Annotated in this window: 23 protein-coding genes; 8 read left to right on the top strand and 15 right to left on the bottom strand. The window is 65.9% G+C overall.

All coding sequences use genetic code 11. From position 1 onward, the window contains the following. Positions 1 to 120 precede the first annotated feature (120 nt). Genes TQ98_RS19400 through TQ98_RS19410 form a run of 3 tightly spaced genes read right to left on the bottom strand, consistent with a single transcriptional unit; the run spans position 121 to position 3,171 of the window. Positions 121 to 978: an HlyD family secretion protein gene (locus tag TQ98_RS19400; RefSeq protein WP_044870524.1), complete on the bottom strand. Its 858-nt coding sequence runs from the start codon at positions 976 to 978 to the stop codon at positions 121 to 123. 11 nt (positions 979 to 989) lie between these two features. Beyond that, a complete protein-coding gene (locus TQ98_RS19405) occupies positions 990 to 1,196 on the bottom strand; it encodes a DUF1656 domain-containing protein (RefSeq protein ID WP_044870525.1) in 207 nt (68 codons plus the stop codon). Then, a complete protein-coding gene (locus tag TQ98_RS19410) occupies positions 1,183 to 3,171 on the bottom strand; it encodes an FUSC family protein (RefSeq protein WP_044870526.1) in 1,989 nt (662 codons plus the stop codon). Before TQ98_RS19410 ends, TQ98_RS19405 begins: the two co-directional genes overlap by 14 nt. A 193-nt stretch (positions 3,172 to 3,364) precedes the next feature. On the opposite strand from TQ98_RS19410, the gene TQ98_RS19415 reads away from it, so the two are divergent. Genes TQ98_RS19415 through TQ98_RS19430 form a run of 4 tightly spaced genes read left to right on the top strand, consistent with a single transcriptional unit; the run spans position 3,365 to position 6,972 of the window. After that, the gene (locus TQ98_RS19415) at positions 3,365 to 4,003 is read left to right on the top strand and encodes a TetR/AcrR family transcriptional regulator (protein ID WP_044870527.1); all 639 of its coding nucleotides are present in this window, start codon (positions 3,365 to 3,367) and stop codon (positions 4,001 to 4,003) included. Continuing rightward, entirely contained in the window at positions 4,000 to 4,962 is a 963-nt protein-coding gene (locus TQ98_RS19420) for an HlyD family efflux transporter periplasmic adaptor subunit (protein WP_044870528.1), read from the top strand. The genes TQ98_RS19415 and TQ98_RS19420 overlap by 4 nt, the downstream gene beginning before the upstream one ends. Then, positions 4,949 to 5,896 carry an ABC transporter ATP-binding protein gene (locus TQ98_RS19425; protein ID WP_197708603.1) on the top strand — a complete coding sequence of 316 codons (948 nt, stop codon included), beginning with the start codon at positions 4,949 to 4,951 and terminating at the stop codon, positions 5,894 to 5,896. Before TQ98_RS19420 ends, TQ98_RS19425 begins: the two co-directional genes overlap by 14 nt. Then, positions 5,893 to 6,972 (top strand): ABC transporter permease, encoded by a 1,080-nt coding sequence (locus TQ98_RS19430; RefSeq protein ID WP_044870529.1) that lies wholly within the window; start codon positions 5,893 to 5,895, stop codon positions 6,970 to 6,972. Before TQ98_RS19425 ends, TQ98_RS19430 begins: the two co-directional genes overlap by 4 nt. A gap of 148 nt (positions 6,973 to 7,120) precedes the next feature. Here the strand turns inward: TQ98_RS19430 and TQ98_RS19435 are convergent, their stop codons facing one another. From TQ98_RS19435 to TQ98_RS19450, 4 genes are all read right to left on the bottom strand, one after another. Next, positions 7,121 to 8,251 (bottom strand): TIGR03364 family FAD-dependent oxidoreductase, encoded by a 1,131-nt coding sequence (locus TQ98_RS19435; RefSeq protein WP_044870530.1) that lies wholly within the window; start codon positions 8,249 to 8,251, stop codon positions 7,121 to 7,123. A gap of 86 nt (positions 8,252 to 8,337) precedes the next feature. Next, entirely contained in the window at positions 8,338 to 9,357 is a 1,020-nt protein-coding gene (locus TQ98_RS19440; RefSeq protein ID WP_044870531.1) for a putative 2-aminoethylphosphonate ABC transporter substrate-binding protein, read from the bottom strand. 53 nt (positions 9,358 to 9,410) lie between these two features. Continuing rightward, positions 9,411 to 11,132, bottom strand: coding sequence for a putative 2-aminoethylphosphonate ABC transporter permease subunit (locus TQ98_RS19445; protein ID WP_044870532.1), 1,722 nt, complete (start codon positions 11,130 to 11,132; stop codon positions 9,411 to 9,413). 1 nt (position 11,133) lies between these two features. Beyond that, positions 11,134 to 12,192, bottom strand: a complete 1,059-nt coding sequence (locus tag TQ98_RS19450) for a putative 2-aminoethylphosphonate ABC transporter ATP-binding protein (RefSeq protein ID WP_103103010.1) — start codon at positions 12,190 to 12,192, stop codon at positions 11,134 to 11,136. A gap of 369 nt (positions 12,193 to 12,561) precedes the next feature. On the opposite strand from TQ98_RS19450, the gene TQ98_RS19455 reads away from it, so the two are divergent. The 3 genes from TQ98_RS19455 (at position 12,562) to TQ98_RS19465 (ending at position 15,481) form a co-directional block, all read left to right on the top strand. Next, positions 12,562 to 14,424 carry a DUF2235 domain-containing protein gene (locus TQ98_RS19455; RefSeq protein ID WP_044870535.1) on the top strand — a complete coding sequence of 621 codons (1,863 nt, stop codon included), beginning with the start codon at positions 12,562 to 12,564 and terminating at the stop codon, positions 14,422 to 14,424. Next, a complete protein-coding gene (locus TQ98_RS19460; protein ID WP_103103011.1) occupies positions 14,421 to 14,999 on the top strand; it encodes a DUF2931 family protein in 579 nt (192 codons plus the stop codon). The genes TQ98_RS19455 and TQ98_RS19460 overlap by 4 nt, the downstream gene beginning before the upstream one ends. Further along, positions 14,981 to 15,481 (top strand): DUF2931 family protein, encoded by a 501-nt coding sequence (locus tag TQ98_RS19465; protein WP_242443166.1) that lies wholly within the window; start codon positions 14,981 to 14,983, stop codon positions 15,479 to 15,481. The genes TQ98_RS19460 and TQ98_RS19465 overlap by 19 nt, the downstream gene beginning before the upstream one ends. A gap of 129 nt (positions 15,482 to 15,610) precedes the next feature. Here TQ98_RS19465 and TQ98_RS19470 read toward each other — a convergent pair whose 3' ends face one another. Together TQ98_RS19470 and TQ98_RS27795 are read right to left on the bottom strand one after the other, a co-directional pair. Beyond that, complete coding sequence (locus tag TQ98_RS19470; RefSeq protein ID WP_044870537.1) at positions 15,611 to 16,471, bottom strand: LysR family transcriptional regulator; 861 nt, start codon at positions 16,469 to 16,471, stop codon at positions 15,611 to 15,613. A 237-nt stretch (positions 16,472 to 16,708) separates the two neighbouring features. Then, complete coding sequence (locus TQ98_RS27795) at positions 16,709 to 16,846, bottom strand: hypothetical protein (RefSeq protein ID WP_158249366.1); 138 nt, start codon at positions 16,844 to 16,846, stop codon at positions 16,709 to 16,711. Between the two features lie 285 nt (positions 16,847 to 17,131). Between TQ98_RS27795 and TQ98_RS19475 the strand changes: the two genes are divergently transcribed. Continuing rightward, a complete protein-coding gene (locus TQ98_RS19475; RefSeq protein ID WP_044870538.1) occupies positions 17,132 to 17,515 on the top strand; it encodes a hypothetical protein in 384 nt (127 codons plus the stop codon). A 163-nt stretch (positions 17,516 to 17,678) separates the two neighbouring features. Here TQ98_RS19475 and TQ98_RS19480 read toward each other — a convergent pair whose 3' ends face one another. From TQ98_RS19480 to TQ98_RS19505, 6 genes are all read right to left on the bottom strand, one after another. Further along, entirely contained in the window at positions 17,679 to 18,617 is a 939-nt protein-coding gene (locus tag TQ98_RS19480) for a p-hydroxyphenylacetate 3-hydroxylase reductase component (RefSeq protein ID WP_044870539.1), read from the bottom strand. 103 nt (positions 18,618 to 18,720) lie between these two features. After that, positions 18,721 to 19,890, bottom strand: coding sequence for a p-hydroxyphenylacetate 3-hydroxylase oxygenase component (locus TQ98_RS19485; RefSeq protein WP_044870540.1), 1,170 nt, complete (start codon positions 19,888 to 19,890; stop codon positions 18,721 to 18,723). Between the two features lie 257 nt (positions 19,891 to 20,147). Then, the gene (hpaR, locus tag TQ98_RS19490; RefSeq protein ID WP_044870693.1) at positions 20,148 to 20,570 is read right to left on the bottom strand and encodes a homoprotocatechuate degradation operon regulator HpaR; all 423 of its coding nucleotides are present in this window, start codon (positions 20,568 to 20,570) and stop codon (positions 20,148 to 20,150) included. 213 nt (positions 20,571 to 20,783) lie between these two features. Next, complete coding sequence (gene feaR / locus TQ98_RS19495) at positions 20,784 to 21,734, bottom strand: transcriptional regulator FeaR (protein WP_044870541.1); 951 nt, start codon at positions 21,732 to 21,734, stop codon at positions 20,784 to 20,786. A gap of 131 nt (positions 21,735 to 21,865) precedes the next feature. After that, entirely contained in the window at positions 21,866 to 22,435 is a 570-nt protein-coding gene (locus tag TQ98_RS19500; protein ID WP_044870542.1) for a DUF3156 family protein, read from the bottom strand. Further along, on the bottom strand, positions 22,416 to 23,918 hold the full coding sequence (locus TQ98_RS19505; protein WP_103103013.1) for an APC family permease: 1,503 nt from the start codon (positions 23,916 to 23,918) through the stop codon (positions 22,416 to 22,418). The genes TQ98_RS19500 and TQ98_RS19505 overlap by 20 nt, the downstream gene beginning before the upstream one ends. Positions 23,919 to 24,024 lie beyond the last annotated feature (106 nt).

Genomic DNA, 24,024 nt, shown 5'->3' on the forward strand with positions numbered 1-24,024 from the left:
TTTTTCATGGGCGACGCTGCCGCTTTTCTGTAGGGGCGAATTCATTCGCCAAGCAGGGCGAAGCCCTGCCGTAGGTTGGGCCTCGTTCCTCGGCGCCAACCTACGAAAAGCTCGTCCGCGTTATTCCTCCCCCACCGTCACGCTGGCCGTCATGCCGGCACTCAACTGGACGTCGGCCGGCAGCTTGTCCAGCTTGATCCGCACGGGAATCCGCTGAGCCAGGCGCACCCAGTTGAAGGTGGGTTCGACGTTGGCCAGCAACTGGGTGTCCGGACTGGCGTTGCGGTCGGTGATACCCCGGCTGATGCTTTCCACCGTGCCCGACAGCGGCTCGCCGGCGCTCATCAGCCAGACCTTCACCGGTGCCCCCACCTTGATGCGCGGCAGCTTGGTTTCCTCGAAGTAGGCCTGGACGTAGAACGAACCGTCGTCCACCAGCGCCATCACCGGCTGGCCAGCACTCACGTAGTTACCCTGGGCCAGGCGCAGGTTGGTGACCTGCCCGCTGCGCGGCGCGCGCAATTCGCTGCGGGCAAGGTTCAGTTCGGCCACCTTGAGTTCGGCCTGGGCCTCGCGGAATTCGGCGCGGGCCACTTCGGCCGTGATCAGCGCGTTCTCCCGCAGCTCCGCGCTGATGGCCTGGGGCCCCAGGTGCTCACGGCGGGAGGCTTCGTGTTCGCGCAGGCGCAGTTGATTCTGGCGGGTGTCGGCCACCGCGCGGGCCTTTTCCAGCGCTGCCTGGTAGCGCTCGCGGTCAACGCTGAGCAGCAGGTCGCCCGCCTTCACCTCCTGGTTGTCGCGGACCTTGAGGTCCATCACCCAGCCGGAAACATCCGGCGCTATCACCACCACGTCGGCGCGAATCCGCGCATCGCGGGTCCAGGGCGAAAGCATGTAGTGCTGCCAGAGGCCATAGCCGGCCACCAGAGCCACCGCGACCAGGACCAGGGTTACCGCCACACGCAACATCGAACGCATCACTCTCTCCTTCACCAGTGCCCGGTCAGCGCCACCAGGGCGGCCAGCACACAGACATACAGGGCACAATCGAACAGCGCTTCGTGCCAGATCCAGCGCGTAACCCCGATACGCGCCAGGCCAAGCCGCAGCACGCCGGTCACCAGCAGCGCCAGCAGCGCATAAATCAGAAAGGGGCTGAGCAGCACGCCGCCCAGGGACCATTCACGCAAGCCCATGGCTCGCCTCCTGTTGTTCGCACCATTGCCGCCAGCTCTGCTGCAACTGCAGCAGGGCCGCCTGGGCCAGGCGGCGGTCGATACTGCTTCCGGCGCCACGCAGGGCGGTAAGCAACTCACCGGCGGGCTCGTCGAGGGTCAGGGCACGCCCCGGCGCCGGGCCTTGCAGCAGGATGCGCTCCAGCTGTCGCAGGAAACGCTCTTCCGAAACCCCCAAGGGTTTATCGGCAGCCGCCAGGCAGCGCCGCAGGTGCAGCAGTTCATCCCCCAGGTCCAGGCTGGCGAGGCCATCGTCCCAACGGCTGCGACTCTGCTCCGGCAGCACGGGATAGAGCCGCGCCAGTTGCAGGAGGCGGTCGGCCATGCGACCGCCGAACCAGTTCTCCGCGCCCGCCAGGCGCACCCCGGTCAGACGCGCCAGGTCCGCGAGGGTCGCCTTGAGCAGGCGCCGGCCATGCCAGACCGGGTTGCGCAGCAGAATCAGCCGGAACGAGAGCACCGCGAAGCCCACGCCGAGCACCATGGAAATCGCCTCGTTGAAGAACACCCCGACGTCGAAGCGCATGATGTTCTGCGGCGCACACAGGACGATGAAATGCAGACAGAAGGAGGTGGCCGTGGCTGCCAGCGCCGGCCTGGCCATCCCCAGGGCGCCGAAGAAGAGCGGCACGCCGAGGGCCAGGCAGAGCATGGGAAAGCCACTGAGCTGGGGCAGCAGGACCTGGCCGACGACAAACGCCACGGGCAGCGCGTAGAGGATGCCGCGCAGGAACATGAAGCCGATCTGTTCGGCGTTCTCGCGGCTGGCGAACAGGCCGCAGATTACGCAAGTCAGGGTCAGGGCGCCGACCGCCGAGGTCCAGGCGGTCGCCAGCCAGAACGCCGACAGGCCGAGGAACGCCAGGGCGCTGCGCAGGCCGTAGATCGCGGCGGTCTGCACATCGCGGTGGGTGGATAGCGGCGGCGGCACGTCCGACGGTGCCTCGCCCCGCTCCACCGCATGCATGGAGCCGACCGCCGCCGCGGCCTGGCGCATCACCACCGCCATGCGGCCCAGGCAGTATTGCTGGACGGTGGACAGCGACTCGTCCTCGGAAGCCTGCAGCAGGCGATCGCGCAGATCATCCAGGCGTGAGACATCGGGTTCGGCCAGGGCCGCTTCTACTTCTTCCACCCAGGGTCGCAGGCGCTCGGCCTCCCCCTCCCCGAGCTGGCGCCACTGGCGTGCCACACCCCGGGCCAGGCGCAGCAGGCTGAGCAGGTCATGGCTGAGCACCTGCAGGGCCACCGCGCGCTGGCGGCCGCGATCGCCCTCGAACCAGGCATGCTCGCGCTGGGCATCCACCGCCACGATGCGCCCGAGCACCCCGAGCAGCCCCTGGCGCTCCTGGCGTTCGCCCTTGAGCGCGGAGATCGCCGCCTGAATGCCGCATTGCCAGGCATCCCGCGCCTGGCGGGCGAGCTGGCGCTCCACCCGCTGCGGCCAGAGCAGCGCGCTGGTCAGGGTGGCGCAGATGATGCCGAGGCTGATTTCAGTGGAGCGCGCCACCGCCTGGTCGAACACGGCCAGGGGATGGGCGATGGCCGGCAGACCGATGATGGCGACCGTGTAGCCCGCCAGGACGAACGAATAAGACCAGGCACTGCGCATCATGGTCGAGGCGGCGGTACAGATGCCCAGCCAAGTGGCCAGCGCCAGCAGGAACAGCCAGGGCGTCTGGGCGAAGAGCGCGACGATGGCCACCGACATGACCGTGCCCACCAACGTACCCAGCAGTCGTGCCAGGCCCTTCTGCACCACCATGCCGGACAGCGGCTGGGCGACGATGAAGGCCGTCATCAGCGCCCATTGCGGCTGTTCCAGGCCGAAGCGGAACGCACACCAGAGCGCCAGGCCGCCACCCAGCAACGTCTTGATCGCGAATTGCAGCGCCGGCATATCGGGCGCCAGAAAGGCACGCAGGGTATCGCGCACGGGCAAGGTCCAAGGGTGATAGGGATTGAATCTGAAGATAGTCCGCCGGGAACGGCGAGCCATACGCAAGACTTATTATTAGCTAGCTAATAGATTGCCGTCCAGAGGTCGCTTTCACGTTCGTCGGCTCCTCGTTGTTAATTAATTAAATGCATATTTAAATAAACCGTCGTCCTCCTCCGGAGATGTTCCCGTGACCCGCCCCCGCTCCCCCGGCCGCCCTACCGGCGATTCTCAGCTCCAGCGCGAACGCCTGCTGGACGCCGCCACCCACACCTTTGCCCAACTCGGCATCCATGCCGCCAGCCTGCGCGGCATCGCCCAGCACGCGGGCGTGACGCCGGCGCTGGTCAATTACTACTTCGGCAACAAGGAACGCCTGGTCGATGCGATGCTGGAAGAGCGCCTGCTGCCGCTGTTCCAGGGCATGGCCGAGCGCTTGCAGGAAGTGGGTGACGATCCCTTCGCACTGGTCAGCGCCTTCGTGCGCGGCATGAGTGCCAACCTCAGCCGCAATCCCTGGCTGCCGCCGCTCTGGGTCCGCGAAGTGCTCTGCGAAGGCGGCGCCCTGCGGGAACTGCTGCCCGGCCGCTTCGCGCCCATGGTGCCTGTCCTCCTCGCCCAGCGCTTTGCCGCGGCCCAGGCCGGCGGGCGCCTGAACCCCGACCTCGACCCGCGTTTGCTGGTGGTCTCGCTGGTCGGTCTGGTGATGCTGCCCTACGCCGCCGGCCCGGTCTGGCGCGGCATCTTCGCCAGCCCGGAGCTGGGCGACGAAGCGATGGTGAAGCACATACTGGCCCTGCTGGAGCGCGGACTGGAGGTGAAGCCATGAACCGCCTGCTCCCCTGCCTGCTGGCCTGCTTCCTGCTCAGCGGTTGCGAAGACCCGGCCCGGGAACCCCTGCTCGGCACACTTGAATGGGACCGCATCGGCCTGCCCGCCGAAGCCTCGGAAACCATCCTCGCCTGGCACGTGGCCGAGGGCGATCAGGTGCAGGCCGGCCAATTGCTGCTGGAACTCGACCCGCGCCGCCTCGACGCCCGCATCAAGGAAGCGGAAGGCGATGTCGGCCAGGCCAAGGCACGGCTGGAGGAACTGAGCACCGGCGCCCGCAGCGAAACGGTGGACGCGGCCCGCGCCACCCTCACCCGCAACCGCGCCGAACTCACCGACGCCGAACGCACGTTCCAGCGCATCTCCGCGCTCTACCAGCGCCGCCAGGTAGCCATCGCCGAACTGGACCGCGCCCGCGCCGCCCGTGACCAGGCCCGCGCCGCCGTCAGCAACGCCGACGCCCAGTTGCGGGAACTCACCAACGGCACCCGCCCGGAACAGATCGAACAGGCCGCCGCCGTACTCCAGGCCGCCCAGGGCAGGCTCGCGCAGCTGCAGGTCACCCGCGAGCACCTCAGCCTGCGTGCCCCCCGCGCCGGCAGGGTGGACGCCCTGCCCTTCAAGCCCGGCGACCAGCCGCCACTGAACGCCGAACTGGTCAGCCTGCTGGTGGGCGATGCGCCTTATGCGCGAGTCTACGTGCCGGCCTCGGTACGTCCGCAGATCGCCATCGGCGACCGGGTCTCGGTGAAGGTGGAAGGTGTGGCCGAACCCTTCGAGGCCACTGTGCGCAGCATCGCCAGCGAATCCAGCTTCACCCCCTACTTCGCGCTGACCGGCGAAGACGCCAGCCGCCTGGTCTACCGTGCCGAACTGGTGCTCGAGGGCGAAGCCGCGCGCAAGCTGCCCTCCGGACTGCCGGTGCAGGCGCAGCGGGTGAGCCATGAACAGCAGTGAAGCGGTGATCCGCGCCAGCGGGCTGACCAAGCGCTTCGGCCAGCTCACGGCGGTCGACGGGCTGAACCTCAAGGTCAATCGCGCGGAAGTGTTCGGTTTCCTCGGTCCCAACGGCTGTGGCAAGTCCACCACCATCCGCATGCTCTGCGGCCTGCTGCTGCCCAGTGCCGGCGAGATCGAGGTGCTCGGTTGCCGCATCCCGCAGGACGCCGAGACGCTGAAGCGCCGCATTGGTTACATGACCCAGAAGTTCTCCCTCTACGAGGACCTGACGGTGTACGAGAACCTCGAATTTCTCGCCACCGTTCAGGACCTGGACCGCCGCGCCGCCCGCCAGCGCATCGACGAGCTGCTGGAACGCTACTGGCTGGAGGACCGTCGCAACCAACTGGCCGGCACCATGAGCGGCGGTCAGAAACAGCGCTTGGCCCTGGCGGGCGCCGTGCTGCACAAGCCCGACCTCCTGCTGCTGGACGAACCCACCAGCGCCGTGGACCCGCAGTCGCGCCGGGAATTCTGGGATTCGCTGTTCGAACTGGCCGAAGCCGGCACCACCCTGCTGGTCTCCACCCACTACATGGACGAAGCCGAGCGCTGCACCCGCCTCGGCATCCTCGACGCCGGCCGGCTGGTGGCCGACGGCAGCCCGGCCGACCTGATGGCCGCCCTGCCCGGCCGCCCGTTGCTGGTGGAATGCGACCAGCCGCGCCAAGCCCAGCGAGCGCTGCAAGATGCCGAGGAAGTCATCGCCATGGCCCAGATCGGCGCCTCGCTCAGGGTGCTCAGTGCCGTCGCCGACGCCCGGGAGCGCATTGCCAGGCGCCTGGCCGACCAGGGCATCGTCGCCTCGGTAAAGGACACCGAGGCCAACCTCGAAGATGTCTTCGTCGCCGTCACCCACCGCCCGCTCGAGCGGGTTGGAGCATCGTCATGAACCTGCGCCGCCTGGGGGCCATCGTCCGCAAGGAACTGCGCCAGCTGCGCCGCGACCGTCTGACCTTCGCCATGATCGTCGGCATCCCCATCATGCAACTCATCCTCTTCGGTTACGCCATCAACATGGATGTGCGCGGCCTGCACGCCGCCGTGCTGGACCAGGCGAACACCGCCCGCTCCCGCGAAGTGGTGGCGGAATTCGGCGCCAGCCAAGTGCTGGATTACCGCTACCAGCTTTCCACTCCCCAACAGCTGGATCAGTTGCTGCGCGAGGGCAGCATCAGCGCCGCCCTGGTGGTGCCGCCGGACTTCGAGGCACGCCTGCAACGCAAGGACCGCCCGCCGCTGCAGCTGGTGGTGGACGGCTCCGACCAGGTGGTGCAGGCCTCGGCCCGGCAACTGGCGGCCTATCCCCTGCCCGGCTGGCCCAACCTCACCGGCGTGCAGGTGGTGAACTTCTATAACCCGGAACGGCTGGCGCCGCTGAACACGGTGCCGGGGCTGATCGGCGTGATCCTCACCATGACCATGGTGCTGTTCACCGCCATCGCCCTGGTGCGCGAGCGGGAGCGCGGCAACATGGAGCTGCTGATCACCACGCCCCTGTCGCCCTGGGAACTGACCCTGGGCAAGGTGCTGCCTTTCGTCGGTATCGGCCTGGTGCAGGTGACGGTGATCCTGCTGGTGGGGCTCTGGCTGTTCGAGGTGCCGGTGCGCGGGTCCCTGCTGGAACTCTACGGCGCGGCCGTGGTGTTCATCTTCGCCAGCCTGACCCTCGGGGTGTTCATCTCCACTCTCGCCCAGAGCCAGTTCCAGGCGATGCAGATGGCGTTTTTCACCTTCCTGCCGCAGATCCTGCTGTCGGGCTTCATGTTCCCCTTCGCCGGTATGCCCAAGGTGGCCCAGTGGATAGCCGAGGTGCTGCCACTGACCCACTTCCTGCGCCTGACCCGCGGCATCATGCTGCGCGGCGCGGGCCTGGCGGACCTCTGGCTGGAACTGGTGGTGCTGATCGTGTTCACCCTGGTCATGCTCACCGTCGCGGTGATGCGGGTGCACAAGCGGTTGGATTGAGGCGCATTCGGCCGGGCAATCATTCTGTAGGGGCGAATTCATTCGCCAAGCAGACCGAAGGCCTGCCCTGCCAAACATCAAGGGGCAGCTGCGCCGCCCTTGGCGAATGAATTCGCCCCTACAAGGACATTCCCATTCGTTACCCCGATCAGCCCAACAACCCCGCCATGGTCCGCTCGCCCAGCGCCGGGCCGATGCTCATGCCGACGCCGCTGTGCATCAGCACGGCGGTCACCCCCGGCGCGGCCTTGAGGACCGAGAAAGGACCGGGGCCGCGAGCGCCGTAGACGCCTTGCCAGCGCTCGACCACCTTGAGGCGGGTACCCAGGGTGTGTTCGGCCAGCTCCAGCATGATGTTGTCCACCGCCTCGGCGTTGAAGGGCGACGCATCGGTGCCGTAGTGGTGCGAGTCGCCGACGATCAGCTCGCCATAGGGCGTCGGGCTGACCAGCAGGTGGATGCCGTTCTCTTCCAGTTCCGGCTGCTCGTTCAGGATCTGCTCGCGAATGGCCTCCGCTTCCGGCAGGTCGGAAAAGGCGCCGTAGTGGACGCAGCTCAGGCCGGTGAGCACCGCCTGGTTCAAGCCGAAGTCGCGCTCGGGACGTACACGCAGCATCTGCAGGCGGCACACCTGGGGTTGCAGCGGGGCGATCTTCTCGGCCAGCAGTGCCTGGTACTCATGGCCCGAGCAGACCACGATCTTCTGCGCGCGGCAGCTGCCCTGGGTGCTGTGGACAAGTCCCGGTTCGACATCGCGCACCAGGGTGGAGAAGTGGAATTCGACGCCAAGCTCGGAGCGCAGGTATTCCACCAGCGCGGGAATGGCCTCGCGGGAATAGATCTGCTGATCGTCCAACCCCAGCAGCGCCGCGCGGTGGTGGCTGAACTGGCCGTTGTAGAGGTCGTGGAGGCGTTCGCCACGCAGCAACTCCACGTGGTAGCCGTACTCCGGCGCGCGGACTGCGCAGAAGGCCTCCAGCAGCTCTTCCTCGGCGCGGGTACGGGCGAACAGCAGCGAGCCGTTGCGGCGGATGTGGAAACCAGCAGCCTCGGCCCAACCGGCCCAGATTTCACGGCTGTCCCGTGCCAGCGCAAACATCGGGCCCGGCGGCTGGCCGGTGACCAGCGCCTGGCCGAAATTGCGTACCGAAGCGCCCAACGGCGTGGCGCTGCGCTCGAAGACGCTGACGCGCAAGCCGCGACGGGCGGCGGCGTAGGCGTGGGAAAGGCCGAGGATGCCGGCGCCGACGATGGCGATATCGGTGTCTTGCAGGGGCATGGGGTTCTCCTGGAATTCAGTCGCCCCCTCTCCCCAGCCCTCTCCCCGAGGGGAGAGGGCGTAGTCGGAACGAGAGGGCCGAGGTCTTACTGCGGCAGCTTCTCGGACTTGCCGTCGTAGCGCTTGCGCCATTCGGCCAGGATCTGGTCGCGGTTCTGCGAGGCCCAGGCGAAGTCGTTCTTGATCAGGCGCTGCTCGTAGTCAGCCGGCAGTTCGGTCTGCGGCTTGGCAATGCCAGGGGCGGCGAGGACGGCGAAGTTCTCCTTGTACAGGTCCATGGCGGCGGGGCTGGCGGAGAAGTCGGCGAGCTTCTTGGCCGCTTCCATGTGGTCGGTGCCCTTGACGATGCCGGTGGCTTCGATTTCCCAGCCCAGGCCTTCCTTCGGCAGGACGATGTCCAGTGGCGCACCCTGGCGCTTCAGCTGCACAGCCGGGTATTCGAAGGAGATGCCGATGGGGAACTCACCTGCGGCGGCCAGCTTGCACGGCTTGGAGCCGGAGTGGACGTACTGGCCGATGTTCTGGTGCAGGCCATCCATGTAGGCCCAGCCCTGCTTCTCGCCGAAGGTCTGCAGCCAGGCGCTGACGTCGAGGAAGCCGGTGCCGGAAGAGGCCGGGTTCGGCATCACGATCTTGCCCTTGTATTCAGGCTTGGTCAGGTCTTCCCAGCTGCCGGGCTTGGCCAGGCCCTGCTTCTCGGCCTCCACGGTGTTGAAGCAGATGGTGGCGGCCCATACGTCCATGCCGACCCAGGCCGGCGGGTTGGCGGCGTCGCGGTAGTTGGCGCCGATGGTTTCCAGGTGCTTGGGCGCGTACTTCTCCAGCATGCCCTGCGCATCGAGTATGGCCAGGCTGGAAGCCGCCAGGCCCCAGACGGCGTCGGCCTGCGGGGCGTCTTTCTCGGCCAGCAGCTTGGCGGTGATGATGCCGGTGGAGTCGCGCACCCACTTGATCTCGATGTCCGGGTTCTGCGCTTCGAAGGCCTTCTTGTAGGCCGACAGCTGTTCGGCTTCCAGGGCGGTGTAAACGGTCAGCTCGGTGGCAGCGTGGGCCTGGAGGCTGAAGCCGGCCACTGCGGCAGCGGCGAAGGCGAGGCGTTTGAACATGGAAAGCTCCTTGTCGGGGTTGGCTTGCGGTGTGTGATTGTTCAGGTGGTGGTTCAGGCGGTGGCCGGTGCGCCCCGGCGCCAGGCCTGGGACCGGCGCAGCAGGCCGCGCGAGGCCCAGGCCAGCAGCAGGGACACCGCGGCCGAGGTGAGCAGGATCAGGGTGGACATGGCGGCAGCGCCGCCGACGTTGCCGGCGTCGTCCATGTTCAGCACGGCCACGGCGGCGAGGATGCTGTCCGGGCTGTACAGGAAGATGGCGGCGGACACCGTGGTCATGGCCGAGACGAACAGATAGCGTACGATATCCAGCAGCGCCGGCAGGCAGATGGGCACGGTCACCCGCAGGTAGTGGCGCCACAGCGGGGCCTTGAGCGACAGGGCCGCAGCCTCGAACTCGCCGTCCAGCTGGCGCAGGGCGGTGGTGGCGGTCATCTGCGCGGTGGTCAGGAAGTGCGCGATGGAGCAGATCACCAGCAGGGTCATGCTGCCGTAGAGGAAATGCAGCGGGTTGCCCGGCAGGTTGAAGAAGAAGACGTAGCCGAGGCCGAGCACCAGGCCGGGTACCGCCATGGGCACGAAGCTCAGGAGACGCAGGGCCTGGTTCAGCCACTGCTGGCCACGGGTCTTCTCCATCAGGTAGGCGCCGGTGAAGATCAGCGCGCCGCCGAACAGGGCCGTGCAGGTGGCCAGGGTCAGGCTGTTGCGGTAGGCCAGCCAGCCGCCGCCGGCGGTTTCCTCGAAGGCGTAGTGACGCAGCGACAGCGACAGGTTGTAGGGCCAGAACTTCACCAGGGACGAGTACACCGCCATGCCCAGCACCAGCAGCAGGACCGCGCAGACCACCAGCACCAGGGCCAGGAAGCAGGCATCACGCACCTTCGACGGCGCCGGATGGAACACCTGCGCACGGCCGCTCATGGCCTCGCCCTGGCGGCGACGCAGCCAGGCGTCGACGCCGAAGCTGAGCAGCGCAGGCACCAGCAGCACCATGCCGATCAGCGCGCCACGACCGAACTGCTGCTGGCCGACCACGGCCTTGTAGGCCTCCAGCGCCAGCACCTGGTAATCACCACCGACGACCACGGGTACGCCGAAGTCGGTGATGGTCAGGGTGAACACCAGGCAGCAGGCGGCGAAAACGGCCTGGCGGGTCGCCGGCCAGGTGATGCTGCGGAAGGCTTTCCAGGGACCGGCGCCCATGCTGGCGGCCGCGTCGAACAGGCGTGCATCCGCCATGCCGAGGGCCGAGAGCAGCACCATCAGCGCATGGGGGAAGGTGTAGATGGCTTCGCCCAGGACGATGCCCCAGAAGCCGTAGATATTGTCCGGCAGCCAGTCGCGCAGCAGGCCCTGGTTACCGAACAGGTAGATCAGCGCGATGCCCGGCAACATCGAGGGCGCCAGCAGCGGGAGCAGGGAAATGCCACGCCACAGCCCCTTGGCCGGGATCAGGGTGCGTTGCAACGCATAGGCGAACAGGTAGGCGGTGGGCACCACGATGGCGGCCACGCTGAGGGACACCTTGAGGCTATTGCCCAGCAGCCAGTGGAAGTTGGCGCTGGCGAACAACTCCCGGGCCGCAGCGAGACCGCCGCCCTGCCCTGCGTCACCACTGAAGCCGCGCCAGAAGATGGCCAGCAGCGGCAGCAGCACGGCCACGGTCAGCACACCCAGAAACAGGGTTTTGCCGCCCTGCACGAAGAGGCGGTCGCCCAGGTCGGTGCGTGGCGCACCCTTGGCCGGGGCTTTGTCCAGCTTGATCACGGCATCCATCTCAGGCGAACACCTGCAGGCTGCGGGACGGCAGGGCCACCCAGATATCCGGGGTCCCCAGGCGCGGCAGGATCGAAGGGTCCAGCTCGGCCAGCAGCGGATGGCCCGGCAGTTGCTCCAGTTCGAAGCTCATGCGGCAACGGTTGCCGAGGAAGGTGATCTCCCGTACCTGGGCGCGGAAACGGTTGTCCTGCTGCTCGGTGGGGTTGATGGCGATGGCTTCGGGGCGGCAGAACAGGCGGCCGCTGGCGGCATTGCCGGCGGACGCGGGCAGGCGCAGGTCGAGGCTGCCGACACGGGCATGGCCGTTCTGGCGCGACTCGAAGGGCAGCCAGTTGCCCTGGCCGACGAACTCGGCGACAAAGGGGGTGGCCGGCTGGCGGTAGATGTCCTGGGGCGTGCCGTACTGCTCCACGCGGCCCTGGTTCATCACGGCGATGCGGTCGGCCATCAGCATGGCCTCGTCCTGGTTGTGGGTCACCATCAGGGTGGTGATGCCCAGGCTCTTCTGCAGCTGACGCAGCTCGGTGCAGAGATGTTCGCGGACGCGGGCGTCCAGGGCGGACATGGGCTCGTCCAGCAACAGCAGGGACGGCTTGGGTGCCAGGGCGCGGGCCAGTGCCACGCGCTGCTGCTGGCCGCCGGACAGTTGGCCGGGGTACTTCTTCTCGCTGCCGGACAGACCGACCAGCTCCAGCATCTCGGCCACACGGGCGCGGGCCTGCTCACGGCTGGCGCCGGCCAGGCCGTAGGCGATGTTCTGCTCGACGGTCAGGTTGGGGAACAGCGCATAGGACTGGAACAGGATGCCGTAGTCACGGGCCTGGGGCGGCAGGCGGGAAATGTCCCGCTCACCGATATGCAGGCTGCCGCTGTCCTGCTGCTCCAGGCCGGCGATGCAGCGCAACAGCGTGGTCTTGCCGCATCCGGACGGCCCCAGCAGGCACACCAGCTCGCCCTCGGCGATATCCAGGGACACCCCGCCCAGGGCGGTGAAATGGCCGAAGCGCTTGTGGATATCTCGCACCCGCATATGGGTGGCGTGGTCGGTTGGGGTCATGGCGGTACCTCGTTAAGCAGTGGGCGTACACAGGTGCACGACTCGACGAGGTTGATGCTAGGGAGGCAATACGAACGCCAGATGGCGGTTAGGCAAAGTCCGCCGATAGTGTCATTGGTGAATTTGGGATAGGCGATATCGACGTGTCCCGTATAACGCTCTGCTTATCCTCCCGCGCTGCGCTAGGTATTGGTGTGCGATTCACAGGGCTGGATACCCTTCACGATGCAGCCCTTCCGAAAGTTCATGTCGAAATTTCCTTTCCGTTTTCCACGGCCGTTGGCGTCGGCCACCGCTTGCTAGTTTCCGGCCTTCCTCAAGCGAACGGTTGGCGCAATCCGCCAGCCACTGGAAATCACAGGAGTCGATATGACAATCGGACATTTCATTCGCCTGCACGACAAGACCAGCTGCGGCGGCGAAGTCATCGAGGCGAGCAATCTCGTCAACATGTTCGGGCGCGCCCATGCCCGCGAAGGCGATCGGGTGACCTGCGGCAAGCACCCCGGCATCTTCAAGATCATGGGCGGTGTGCCGTTCATTCAGAGCAACGGCCGGCTGGTGGCCAGCAGCCTCTACAGCATGAGCAGTTGCCCCTGCCGCGCCAAATTCATCCCCTCGCATTTCGGCGCGGAGCATCGCCAGACCGGCACCCCGGCCAAAAGTCGCTCCGCTACCCCGTCCCCGGTAGCCGCCGTCGCTCTCTCCGCTGCCCGGCCTGACGACACACCAACGCTGGCCAGGAGCAACCTGCGGGAAGAAAAGCAAGCAGTGAACAAGCAGGACGACGTCGGCATCGTCCTGCGCCTGGGCCTGTTCTTCGACGGCACCGGAAACAACCAGGCCAACTCGGCGATCACCGAACAGTGTCGGCGCGAGGACCGCCAGCAGTTCGACGAAGGCGAACTGAGCGCCATCATCAGCTATTGCGCCCGCTACGGTTACCGCGACCCGGACGAGGGAGGCTTTTTCCGCAACGTGCCCGACAACAGCTACGGCAATGCGCCGAGCAATGTGGCGCATTTGTTCGACCTATATCCCGACAACGCAGAGGCTCCACTGAAAGCCACGGCAGACACGGGTTTTGTGAAGGCCTATCTCGAAGGTATCGGTACCACCAGCGGTGGGTCGGATTCCGTGCTGCCAGCCCAGGCCACTGGACGGGGAGAGACCGGCATCCTGCACCGGGTGGCGCAAAGCCCAAGCCAGATCAGATCAGAGTTGCGCCGTTTCCTGGAAACCAACGCAGGCACCCGCATCCGCTCTCTGGAGTTCGATCTCTTCGGTTTCAGCCGTGGCGCGGCGGCAGCCCGGCATTTCGCCAATGAGTTGCTGAAACCCGAGGGCGGCCTGCTGGCCGAGGTGCTGCGGGCTGGCCAGTTCGGCCTGGTCGCCGGCTTCCGCTGGCAGCGCGATATGCGCATCAACTTCATTGGGCTGTTCGACACCGTGGCGGCGACGGTCGCCCCATTGAAGGGTGACTGGAGCCCAGCCAACGCCGACAACCCCGGCATCAATCTCTACCTGCCGCCCGGCTGCGCCCGCAAAGTGGTGCAGTTGGTCGCCGGTTCTGAGCGGCGCTGGAACTTCGCCCTCAACAGCGTGGCCCCGCTCCACCAGGAGATCACCCTGCCGGGCGTCCACTCGGATATCGGCGGCGGGTATCCGTCGCTGATGCAAGAGCAACTGCTGGTTTCCCAGCCCCGCGCGGCGACGGAGCGCCCTGGCCACCCCCTGGAAACCAGCCCGGCCTGGCGAGAAGCCAAGGAGGAAATGGCCCGTCTGCGCTGGATCGGCCTGCCCGGTGACGGCGAAATCAAGGTCAGCTCCTGGTCGCGCCTCAGCGCCAACCCCGCCCGGGAGCAGGCCGGCATCCAGGAAGCCATGGTGGGCGTCACCCTTCGTCGGAGGGTTCGCGGAGAACTGTCGCTAGTGGCTCTGAGGGCCATGCGGGAGCTGGCGGTGAAGCATGGCGTGCCATTCCGCCCAATTCTGGACGAGGACCCGCGCTTCACCCTGCCTACGGATCTGCTTCCCGTCGCCGAAAAGATGCTCGCCTATGTACGGGGTGCCCCGAGCCAGTTGACTCACGATGACTGGCGCCATCTCTGGGCTCGCTATATCCACCTATCCGCCCACTGGACGCCGAGCAAGGGCGTGCTGGTCAACAAACCCGCGCCCAACCAGCGGCTCATCTTCAACAACAAGCCACAGGCGGGGTACCCGGAATGAAGCGCCTGCTGCTCGCCCTGACCATCCTCACCCTGGCCGGCTGCGTCGTCGGCCAGGGGCGCCCCCGACTGCCCTATGACTACTGGTATGTTGGTATCGCCGCTCCACGCTTCATGGAGGTCTGGGTGGAAAGCGTGGATGTGATCGATCAGCGAGGCCTTGCCTATTTTCGTATTCGCGGCGGCGTACCGGCCTACACCAACAAACCCGAGGGTTGGCACAAAGGGGGTGGCGGCATGAAGCAAGTGCCCAACGTCGACCTGCCGGAAACGCTCTTCGTGCGCTGGCAATCCCTAGTGGAGCCAAAGACCTACAAGTTGCGTATCGATATCCCGCAATGGGTGCGTGATGAGATGGTCAAGCCGCAGCGGGCGTTCTGCCGAGCCGACGGCAAATGGATCGACAATCTCTACCGCCATGACATCTCCATCGGCATGGCCCCCGGCGGCATCGCCAAGGCCTGGGTGGGTGGCCCCTGTCTGTCGAACATCGAGATCGGCCGATATCAGGCCAAGGTCGATCCGCGCGGGCCATTCGANGCTTTATGGAGGTCTGGGTGGAAAGCGTGGATGTGATCGATCAGCGAGGCCTTGCCTATTTTCGTATTCGCGGCGGCGTACCGGCCTACACCAACAAACCCGAGGGTTGGCACAAAGGGGGTGGCGGCATGAAGCAAGTGCCCAACGTCGACCTGCCGGAAACGCTCTTCGTGCGCTGGCAATCCCTGGTGGAGCCAAAGACCTACAAGTTGCGTATCGATATCCCGCAATGGGTGCGTGATGAGATGGTCAAGCCGCAACGGGCGTACTGCCCGGGACGTAAGCAATGGCGAGACAAGCAGTACCGTTTCGACATCTCCATCGGCATGGCCCCCGGCGGCATCGCCAAGGCCTGGGTCGGCGGGCCTTGCCTATCGAATATCGAGATCGGCCGATATCAGGCCAAGGTCGATCCGCGCGGGCCATTCGAAGGCCAATCCGGCGGCAAGTATTACTACCTGTCGGACGAGGCCAAGGTGTACGTCGAACAGCACGGTATTCCCTATGGCTCCTGGTAGTGCATGGGCGCCTACGGGACGCGAAGCGCGAGCTTGCTGGTCAACAAGCCAGAGCCTAACCAACACTTGGAGTTCCACCCTCGGCGTTCGGCATGACTCCGATGGTGGATCGGTGAAGCGTGATCCACCCTACTTGGTGATTTCCCGCGCCAGGGCCAGGAACGCCGCCGGCAGCCGCGCCTGGCGCCGCTCTTTCAGGCAATAGAGGTATTCGTCGATCAGCGGCGCGCCCTTCAGCTCGATCACCTTCAGCTCCGGGTTATCCGGCACTTCGTGGCGGGCAATGATGCTGATGCCGAGGTTGCGGATCACCGCCTCGCGGATGGATTCGCGGCTGCCGATCTCCAGCAGCGGCCCGATGGCGATGCCGGCATCCTTGAGCATGTCCTCGGTCAGTTGGCGGGTGGTCGAGCCGGGTTCGCGCATCAGCAGGCAGTGGCCCTTGAGGTCCTGCAGGGTGACGGACTTGCGCTTGGCCAGCGGGTGCTCGCGGTGCACCGCCAGCACCAGCGGGTCGCTGCCCAGCACCATGCGGGTCAGCCGCGCATCGTCGAGCTTCTGGGAGGAGGCAGCGAGGTCCACCCGATACTCCTCCAGCGCCTCGATCACCTGTTGGGAATTGCCGATATCCAGTGACACATCGATCTGCGGGAAGCGCGTGCGGAAGGCGCGTACCAGGTCGAGGATGTAGTACGGCGCGGTGGCGCCGATGCGCAGGGTGCCTTGCATCTGCCCGCAGTTGCGCAGAAAGAACTCGATATCGGCTTCCTGCTGCAGCAGCACCTTGACCATGGGCAGCAACCGCGCGCCCTCCTCGCTCACCGTCAGCCGGCGTCCGCCCCGGTGGAATAGCTCGACGCCGTACTGGCCTTCCAGGTTGCGGATCTGGGTCGTCACCGTGGGCTGGCTGAGGCCGAGCTTCTTGGCCGCCTGGGTGATGCTGCCCAGGCGAGCGACCATGTAGAAGGCCTTGAGCTCAGCGCTGAGCATGGCAAGCGGTCAGGGAAGCGGGATGGGGCACGGCCGGGACCTCGGGGGACGGTGGAGTCCCGGCATTCTAGCCGTACACCCGGACGGCTCCGCTAGCGGTGGGGGCGAATTCATTCGCCAAGGGCCACGCAGTGCCCCCATGGAACGACATCATTCTGAGTGTGGATTCAGGAGCTCCCGCATCTGGAAAAGCCGCCATGAACGAAAAAGCCCCGCACCAGGCGGGGCCCTTTCCCATCAGTAACCTCCGCCTCCACCGCCGCCCATGGGTTCGCTCTGCTGCGAACCACCGCCACCACTGCCGCCATTGCACGACGAGCCACTGATCGCAATGAACAGCGCCACCAGTACCAAGGGGATCAAGCGCTTGAGCATCTGAGTTCTCCCGTGAGGTGAGCCCCCAATCATTCAGTCAAGCGCGGGGCGGTAGAGGGTGCAAGCAAAGTGCCTCTGCGCCGTGCAAGAAATGGACACCGCTACTCGGGATGAGGTCGGTGTCGATGGCCTTGGCAGGTCCATGCCGAAGAAAAGATCGTCAGCGGAGGAATAAACAGTCTCGTGGGGCGTCTCGTTCGCAGTGGCTGGGTTCCGCTACAGCCCTGTGCACCGAAACCCGAACGTTGAACGTACCCATCGCCTTCACGACATGAGAGGTTCTCCATGCTGAAAAAACTGCTGTCTCCTGCTGCTGCCCTGACCCTTTGCGGCCTATCCTCCCTGGCCCTGGCCGCAGACCCTGCCAAGACCGTCGACACCGCCCTGGGCAAGGCCCTAGCCGACAGCCAGGGAATGACCCTCTACACCTTCGCCAAGGACGCCGAAGGCAAATCCGCCTGCAATGGCCCCTGCGCCCAGAACTGGCCACCGCTCATGGCCCCCGCCAGTGCCGAACCTGGCAATGGCTACACGGTCATCACCCGCGATGACGGCAGCCGGCAATGGGCCTATCAGGGCAAGCCTCTGTACACCTGGATCAAGGACTCCAAGCCTGGCGACACGACCGGCGACGGCGTGAATCAGGTTTGGCACGTGGCCAAGCCCTGAATCCAGGCGGGGTATTGATTGAGCTGCCAATTGGCCTGCCCCAGGCGGGCAGCTCAATTCGATGAGGTAGCCACGGCTTTCCCGCCGCTCACGCCACTCGCGGGTTCAGGCGACCGCGGGTGATGGCCTTGATCTGGTTCAACGCTTAGTCGAGCTCGAACGTTTAGCTGAGCACGATCACCGCTTTGAGCAAGGTCTTGAAGGTCTCCACCTGCTCGTCGCTGAACGCGGCGAATACTTTCTCCTGCTGTTCGCGAGCGATGCGCCAGAGAGCCTCGGCCTGCTCCATCCCGGCCTGCGTGAGCACGTAGCGATCCGCCGTGTCGGCCACCATGCCCTTGCGCTTGAGATTGGCCACGGCCTCCTCGATCTCGCGCATCGGCATCGCCACCTCGCGCTGCAGGTCGCACAGGCCGAGACCGGCATCGTTCTCCAGCACCATCAGCATGCGCGCCTCGCTGGTGCGCAGGCCGGTAGCGAGCTGCTTGGGCTGGTAGTCGGCCTGGTAGCCGCGTACCGCCTGGGTCATCAGGTAATAGAGATTGTGCGACAGGCGTCCCTGAAAGGCGCTGGATGCCGGCTGCCCCTCGGCCTTCTGCGTCATGCGGGTATGCGGCAGGACCATGGAATAGGCGCCTTGGTGGTAGAGCAGCGGCGAACGGCCGAAGTCGTCGAAACGCACCACCTTGCCGATGAGAATCCAATGGTCGCCGCCTTCCACGCGTTGATGCATCTCGCACTCGAAACGTGCCGCGCAGTCGGGCAGCAGCGGCGCTCCGCCGATGCCGGACTCCACGGCAACGCCGTCGAACTTGTCGTCGCGTGGGCGGGCGAACTGGTTGGACAGGTCGATCTGGTCGGCGGCGAGGATGTTCACCGCGAAGTGGCTGGCCTGCTCGAACACCGCCAGGCTGCTGGAGCGCTTGTCGATGCTCCAGAGAATCAGCGGCGGCTCCAGCGACACGGAGTTGAAGCTGTTGGCGGTGACGCCCACACGAGTGCCATCGGGCGCGGTGGCGGTAACCACGGTGACGCCGGTAGCGAAATTGCCCAAGGCACGGCGGAAGGCACGGGAGTCGAAGAGGGTTTCTTGAGAGGACATGGCACAGCTCCTGGCAGCCGCCTCCAAAGGACGGCCACGCGATTGTTCTGAAGGGGCGGCGCAAGGCCGCCCGGCACGCAGGCGAGCGAAGAAGCCCGAAGGATCAAACCATCGAGGGATCAGGCTCCAGCCCCATCAGCTCGCGGCCGAGGATCTGCGCACAGACGTCGTAGTCGGTGTAGGCATGGGCGCCGGTCATGTGGGAGTCGCGGAACAGACGCTGCATCTCGTTGTTCTCGAACCAGCTGGCACCACCGGCCGCCTCGAACAGACGGTCCACGGACTGGATGCACATCTTCACCGCGTAGGCCTGGTTGGTGCGCCAGAAGGCCAGGGTTTCGCGGCTGGGGTACTGGTGGCGCTCGCCATGCTCGGCGTGCTCCTGCCAGGTCTTCTCCAGGAAGGCCCGAGCGGCGGCGACCTGGTGGGTGGACTCGGCCAGGCGCATCAGCGCCGGGGTGGCGGTTCCCACGCTGGCGCCGGTGTAGGCGCGCACGCGATTCCGGGTCTTCTCCTTGTACGCTTCCAGCATGCGTTCGGCGATGCCCAGGCTGATGGCGGCGAAGCCGCTGGCGAAATACGGGCGGTAAGGCGCGTAGAAGATCTTGCTGTCCGGATACAGACCGAAGCCTTCGGAGCGGCCCTCCATCATGTCCTTGGCGGCCTGGATGCGGTAGTTCGGGACGAAGGCGTCCTTGATGATCAGGGTCTTGGTGCCACTGCCCTTCATGCCGGCCGCGAACCAGTCATCACGGATCTCGTAATCGCTGCGCGGCAAAACGGCGAAGCAGTAGACCTGCTCCCCTTCGGCGTTCTGGCGGCGGCAGCCGACGATCGCCCACTCGGCATGATCGCTGCCACTGCTCCAGCCCATCTCGCCGTTGAAGATCACCCCGCCTTCCACTTCCTCGATGCGACCGAAGGGCGCGATGGAGCTGCTGGCGGTGGCATCCGGATTCTCGCCCCAGACTTCCTCCTGCAGGCGAGAAGAGAACATGGCCAACTGGTGGCTATGGGTGCACAGCAGGCTGAAGGCCCAGGCAGTACTGGCGCAGGCTCCGGCCAGTGCGACCACGCAATCGGCAAACTCGGGCAGGGAGATCTCCATGCCGCCGAACTTCTTCGGCTGTAGCGCGCGATGCAGGCCGATGCCCTTGAGCATGGCGATGTTCTCCTCCGGCACCTGCCGCAGTTGCTCGGCTTTCGCCGCATTGGCAGCGATGGCCGGGAGGATGGCCTTGAGGTCGTCGAGAAGGGAGTTTGGCTTTTTCATGTCGAGGCCCTGCTTATTGTTAGTACTTGGAAAAGGCCAGGCGGGGAGCTCGCCGCGACAGTGAAAATCGCAGGATTCCAGAGCCTGAAACGGATACCCCAAGTGGGTGCAGGGCGATTATGGGACGGGGAACCAACCCCAAGAATGGACGTTACGGAGTCTCGATTGCACTTTTCATGGAGGGCATGAAGAGCACGCAGGATGGATTGAACTCGACGGTTCCCACCCTGCGAAACGCGCCGTCTGCGCGTCGTGGATCAGGGCTTGATCTGCTTCAGCTCGTTGAGCAGCTCGATCAGTTGCTTGAGCTTGTCCTCGCCGAACTGCTCCTGGATCTTCTGGTAGTTGGCTTCCATGCCCTCGCTCATGGAGAGGAAGCACTGGTGACCTTTCTCGGTCAGGTTGACCAGCACGCGCCGCTGGTCCTGCGGCGCCTTGCGGCGAACCACCACGCCGTCGCGTTCCAGGCGCGCCAGCACGCCGGTCATGCTCGGCTTGAGAATGCAGGCGAGGTCCGCCAACTGGTAGCTCTCCAGCTCGCCGTGCTGGCGCAGCAGACGAATCACACGCCATTGCTGCTCGGTCAGATCGTGCTGGTTGAGCAGCGGGCGGAAGAAGCTCATGGCCGCTTCGCGGGCCTGGAGCAGGGTCAGGGTCAGGGAAGGTCTTGGGCTGGGCATGATTGGCTGGGCCAGGAATTTATTCATGAAGAGTTTAACGAAAAAGCCGTGACCCGCCCACGGCCCTCCGGCATTCGTACCGACGGATCCACACACGGCCAGCCGCTCCCTGTCGTTGTCCGGCTCCAGCGCCGCGCACGGGAAATTCCCCCCCTGTGTCTCGGTGATAGCCCGCGATCATCGCCTTCGCGGCGAAAGGCGGCGGCAGTCCCGTCAGCCCACGAATGCGCTGGCACGGTAATCCCGTGGCGACTGCTCGAAATGCTTCTTGAAGGTGCGGCTGAAATGCGCCGAATCGGTGAAGCCCCAGCGGAAGGCGATATCGGTGATGGACTCGTTGCGCAAGCGCGGGTTGGCGAGGTCGGCGGCGCTGCGTTTCAGCCGCGAGCGCTGGATGAAGCGGCAGACGCTGTCGCCCTGCTCCTCGAACAGGCGGTAGAGCTGGCGCACCGAGATATTCAGCTGCCTGGCCAGTGACAGCGGCGTGAGCCCCGGTTCGGACAGGGACTGATCGATCAGTTGCTGCGCCAGTCCGCGCAGGCCGGCGTTGTGGCATTGGTCCTGCTCGCTGGCGGTCTGCCCGGCCTGCTGCCGCAGGGTCGGCGCCAGCAATGCGATCAGCGCTTCCTGCAGGGCGTCGCCCTCCTCCAGGCCGGCGCAATCGTCCAGCTCGCCGCCGCAGATCTGCTCCACCAGGGTACGCAGCACGCGGCCGCTGGCGCACTGCTGGGAGAGCTTGCCGAAGGTCGGTCGGCCTTCCGGCAGATGGCGGCAGACCTCGTCGCGGGACAGGTGGAAGGAGGCGTGCTCGATAAGACCGTGGGGGAGGATTTCGCAGGCCCGGGCCGAATCCATCAGGGCCATCTCGCCGGGCGCCAGTTCGACGCTCTCGCCGTTCTGCCGCAGCTGGGCGCGGCCACTGCGCTGGACCACGAGGAAGCAGTGGCGGTCGTCGTCATGATCGATGGAGGTGCGCTGGCGGCTGATCAACCCGGCGTTGGTGCGAATCTGCGCCACTTCCAGCCCGGAGAGGTCCTGGCGGGCGATCTCGCCGATGAACAGACCGTGGCTCAACGCCGGACGCGATTCGAATCGACCGCAGACGCCTTGCAGCTCACGGAGCCAGGAATCGAAATCATGGGAGCGGACAGCTTGGGAAACCATCGGGCACCTCCAGGGGCGGGCTGAAGCCACATTGTTATGGCGACATTATTAACATGTTATCTATTTGGTCGACAAGGAAGCTTGTCGGCCAGAACAGACCACCTGTGCCCGGGCTGGAGATGCCCTCCTATTCAGTACTCGCCCAACAGTTCCCGCAGACCTCGGAAGACCTGCAGGAGATGCTGGCGCTGTTCAGCCGTGAGACGGATGTAACGACGGAACGCCGGCATCCGGTTGACCACCTCGCTGGCGCCCATGTGTTCCAGGCGCACCACCCACTGGCTCCCTTCGCGCTCGATGCGCAGGCGCTTGAAGTCCAGGGGCATCAACGCGGCCAGCAACCGGGGGTCGTCCTGCAAGCGGTTGGCCAGCGCTCCGGCATCGCCCGCGCGGACCTTGCAGGCAATGCCCTGCCGGCGGATCGCGCCCCGGTGGTTCAGTTCGATGCGCACCGGCCCGATCCCGGCCGAAGGCACCCGCAGGACGAACTCGGTGAGCACCAGGTGCATGAGGAACTGCGCCTGCACCACCTCACGCACCTCGAAGTCCAGGGTGCCGTCTGCGCTGCGAAAGCGCATCGCCGCCCCGTCGAGCGGCTCGCCCGGCAAGCCCTGGAGATCACGCTGCACATGCACCAGCGTGGCCCCCGGCCGGTAGCCGGAGGGCGGTCGCCGCCAATACTCAGACAGGCTTGGAAACATGCTCGAAGCGCTCCACGGAGTGACCGACGCCGGGTTCGTGGTTGAACTCCTTCTCCAGCACCTCCTCCACCGGCACCGGCCGGAACGGGTTCACCTTCTGCACCACCAGGGTCCAGAACAGCGCGTAGGCGGCGGTCAGGCCGAGCATCACGCCGAAAGGCACGTAAATGTCGCTGGAGTTCATGCCCGGCGGGGTGATGAACCACATGCCAATGAGGATGCCTACCGACGAGACGATCTGCGGCAGCGGGAACCAGGGCGAGCGATAGGCGCGCGGCAGGTCCGGGCGGCGGATGCGCAGCATCACCACCGAGAGGGTCACCAGCAGGTAGGCGGTACTCCAGGCACAGACGGCGGCCAGCACCAGGTTGAAGATATCGTCGGTATTGCCGCCCAGCCACCAGGCGTGCACGCAGGGAATGGCGGCCGCCACGGCGATGCACAGCAGCGGCGTCTTGAAGCGCGGGTGCAGGTAGGTGAAAACCCTGGGCAGCGCGCCGTCCACTGCCATGCCGTACATGATGCGCGGCAGGCCGGCCATCAGGGTGTTGATGGTGGCAGCACCGGCGAAGAGGAAGCCGATGCCCAGCCAGATCGGCCCGATGTCGCCCATCACCTGCTGGGCGAACTGGGGAATGGCCATGGGCGTATCCAGCAGGTGCACGCCGGTAGCCTCGTCCAGCAGCACGTTCTCCACCTGGCGCTTCATCGCCGCGCCGTAGATGAACATGCAGGACGCCACGCCGAACAGCCCCAGGGCCATGGCGCGCGGCAGGGTGCGCGCCGAATGGCGCACTTCCGGGGCCAGCGGGGTGACGAACTCGCAGCCGACGAACATGAACATCGCCATGCCCACCAGGGACAGGATGGTGGTGAGGTCGGTACCCACCAGGGAAGCGCCGAACCAGCCGTCCAGCTGCACCGCCGGCGCGGCGATAAGGCCAGCCACGCCGAAGATCATCAACGTCGTCCACATGCCGAAGGTGAGGATCACCTCGGCCTTGCTGAATACGCTAATGCCGAAGGCGTTGAGGATGCCGAAGACGATCACGAAGCCCACGCCCAGCAACCAGGAGCCGCCGGCGGACTCCGCCAGGGTGTTGAGATGCTCGAAGTTCACCAGCGCCATGACCCCGGAGAGGATGGTCTCGGCGGTGCCGGCGAACACGTGGACGATGAGGTAGGCGGAAATGGTCCCGGTGATGGCGAAGAAGCGTCCCAGGCCGCAGGAGATGTAGTCGTACACCGAACCCGTGGTTGGCAGGATGGAGGCGGCCTCGGCGAAGGTCGTGGCCTGCGCCAGCATCATCAGCGCGGCGATCAGCATGGCCGCAGCGAAGGCGCTGCCACCGATGCCGAAGCCCATGGTGGCGGTGAGGATCACCGGGCTGGCCATGATCAGGCCGATGGTACTGGCGAGGGCGGTGGGGAAACCGACCGTTCCCTGCTCCAGGTGGGCTGAGAGTCTTGCGTGGATGGACATGGTGCTGGACCTCGAAGACGGATGTTGTCGTTGTTAGGGTTCAAGGCATGTGGAAGGCCGGGCCCGGAGGCCCGGCGAAGGTCATCGAAGGCCAATGCCTCCGGCG

Source organism: Pseudomonas sp. LFM046, assembly GCF_000949385.2.
GTDB lineage: Bacteria > Pseudomonadota > Gammaproteobacteria > Pseudomonadales > Pseudomonadaceae > Metapseudomonas.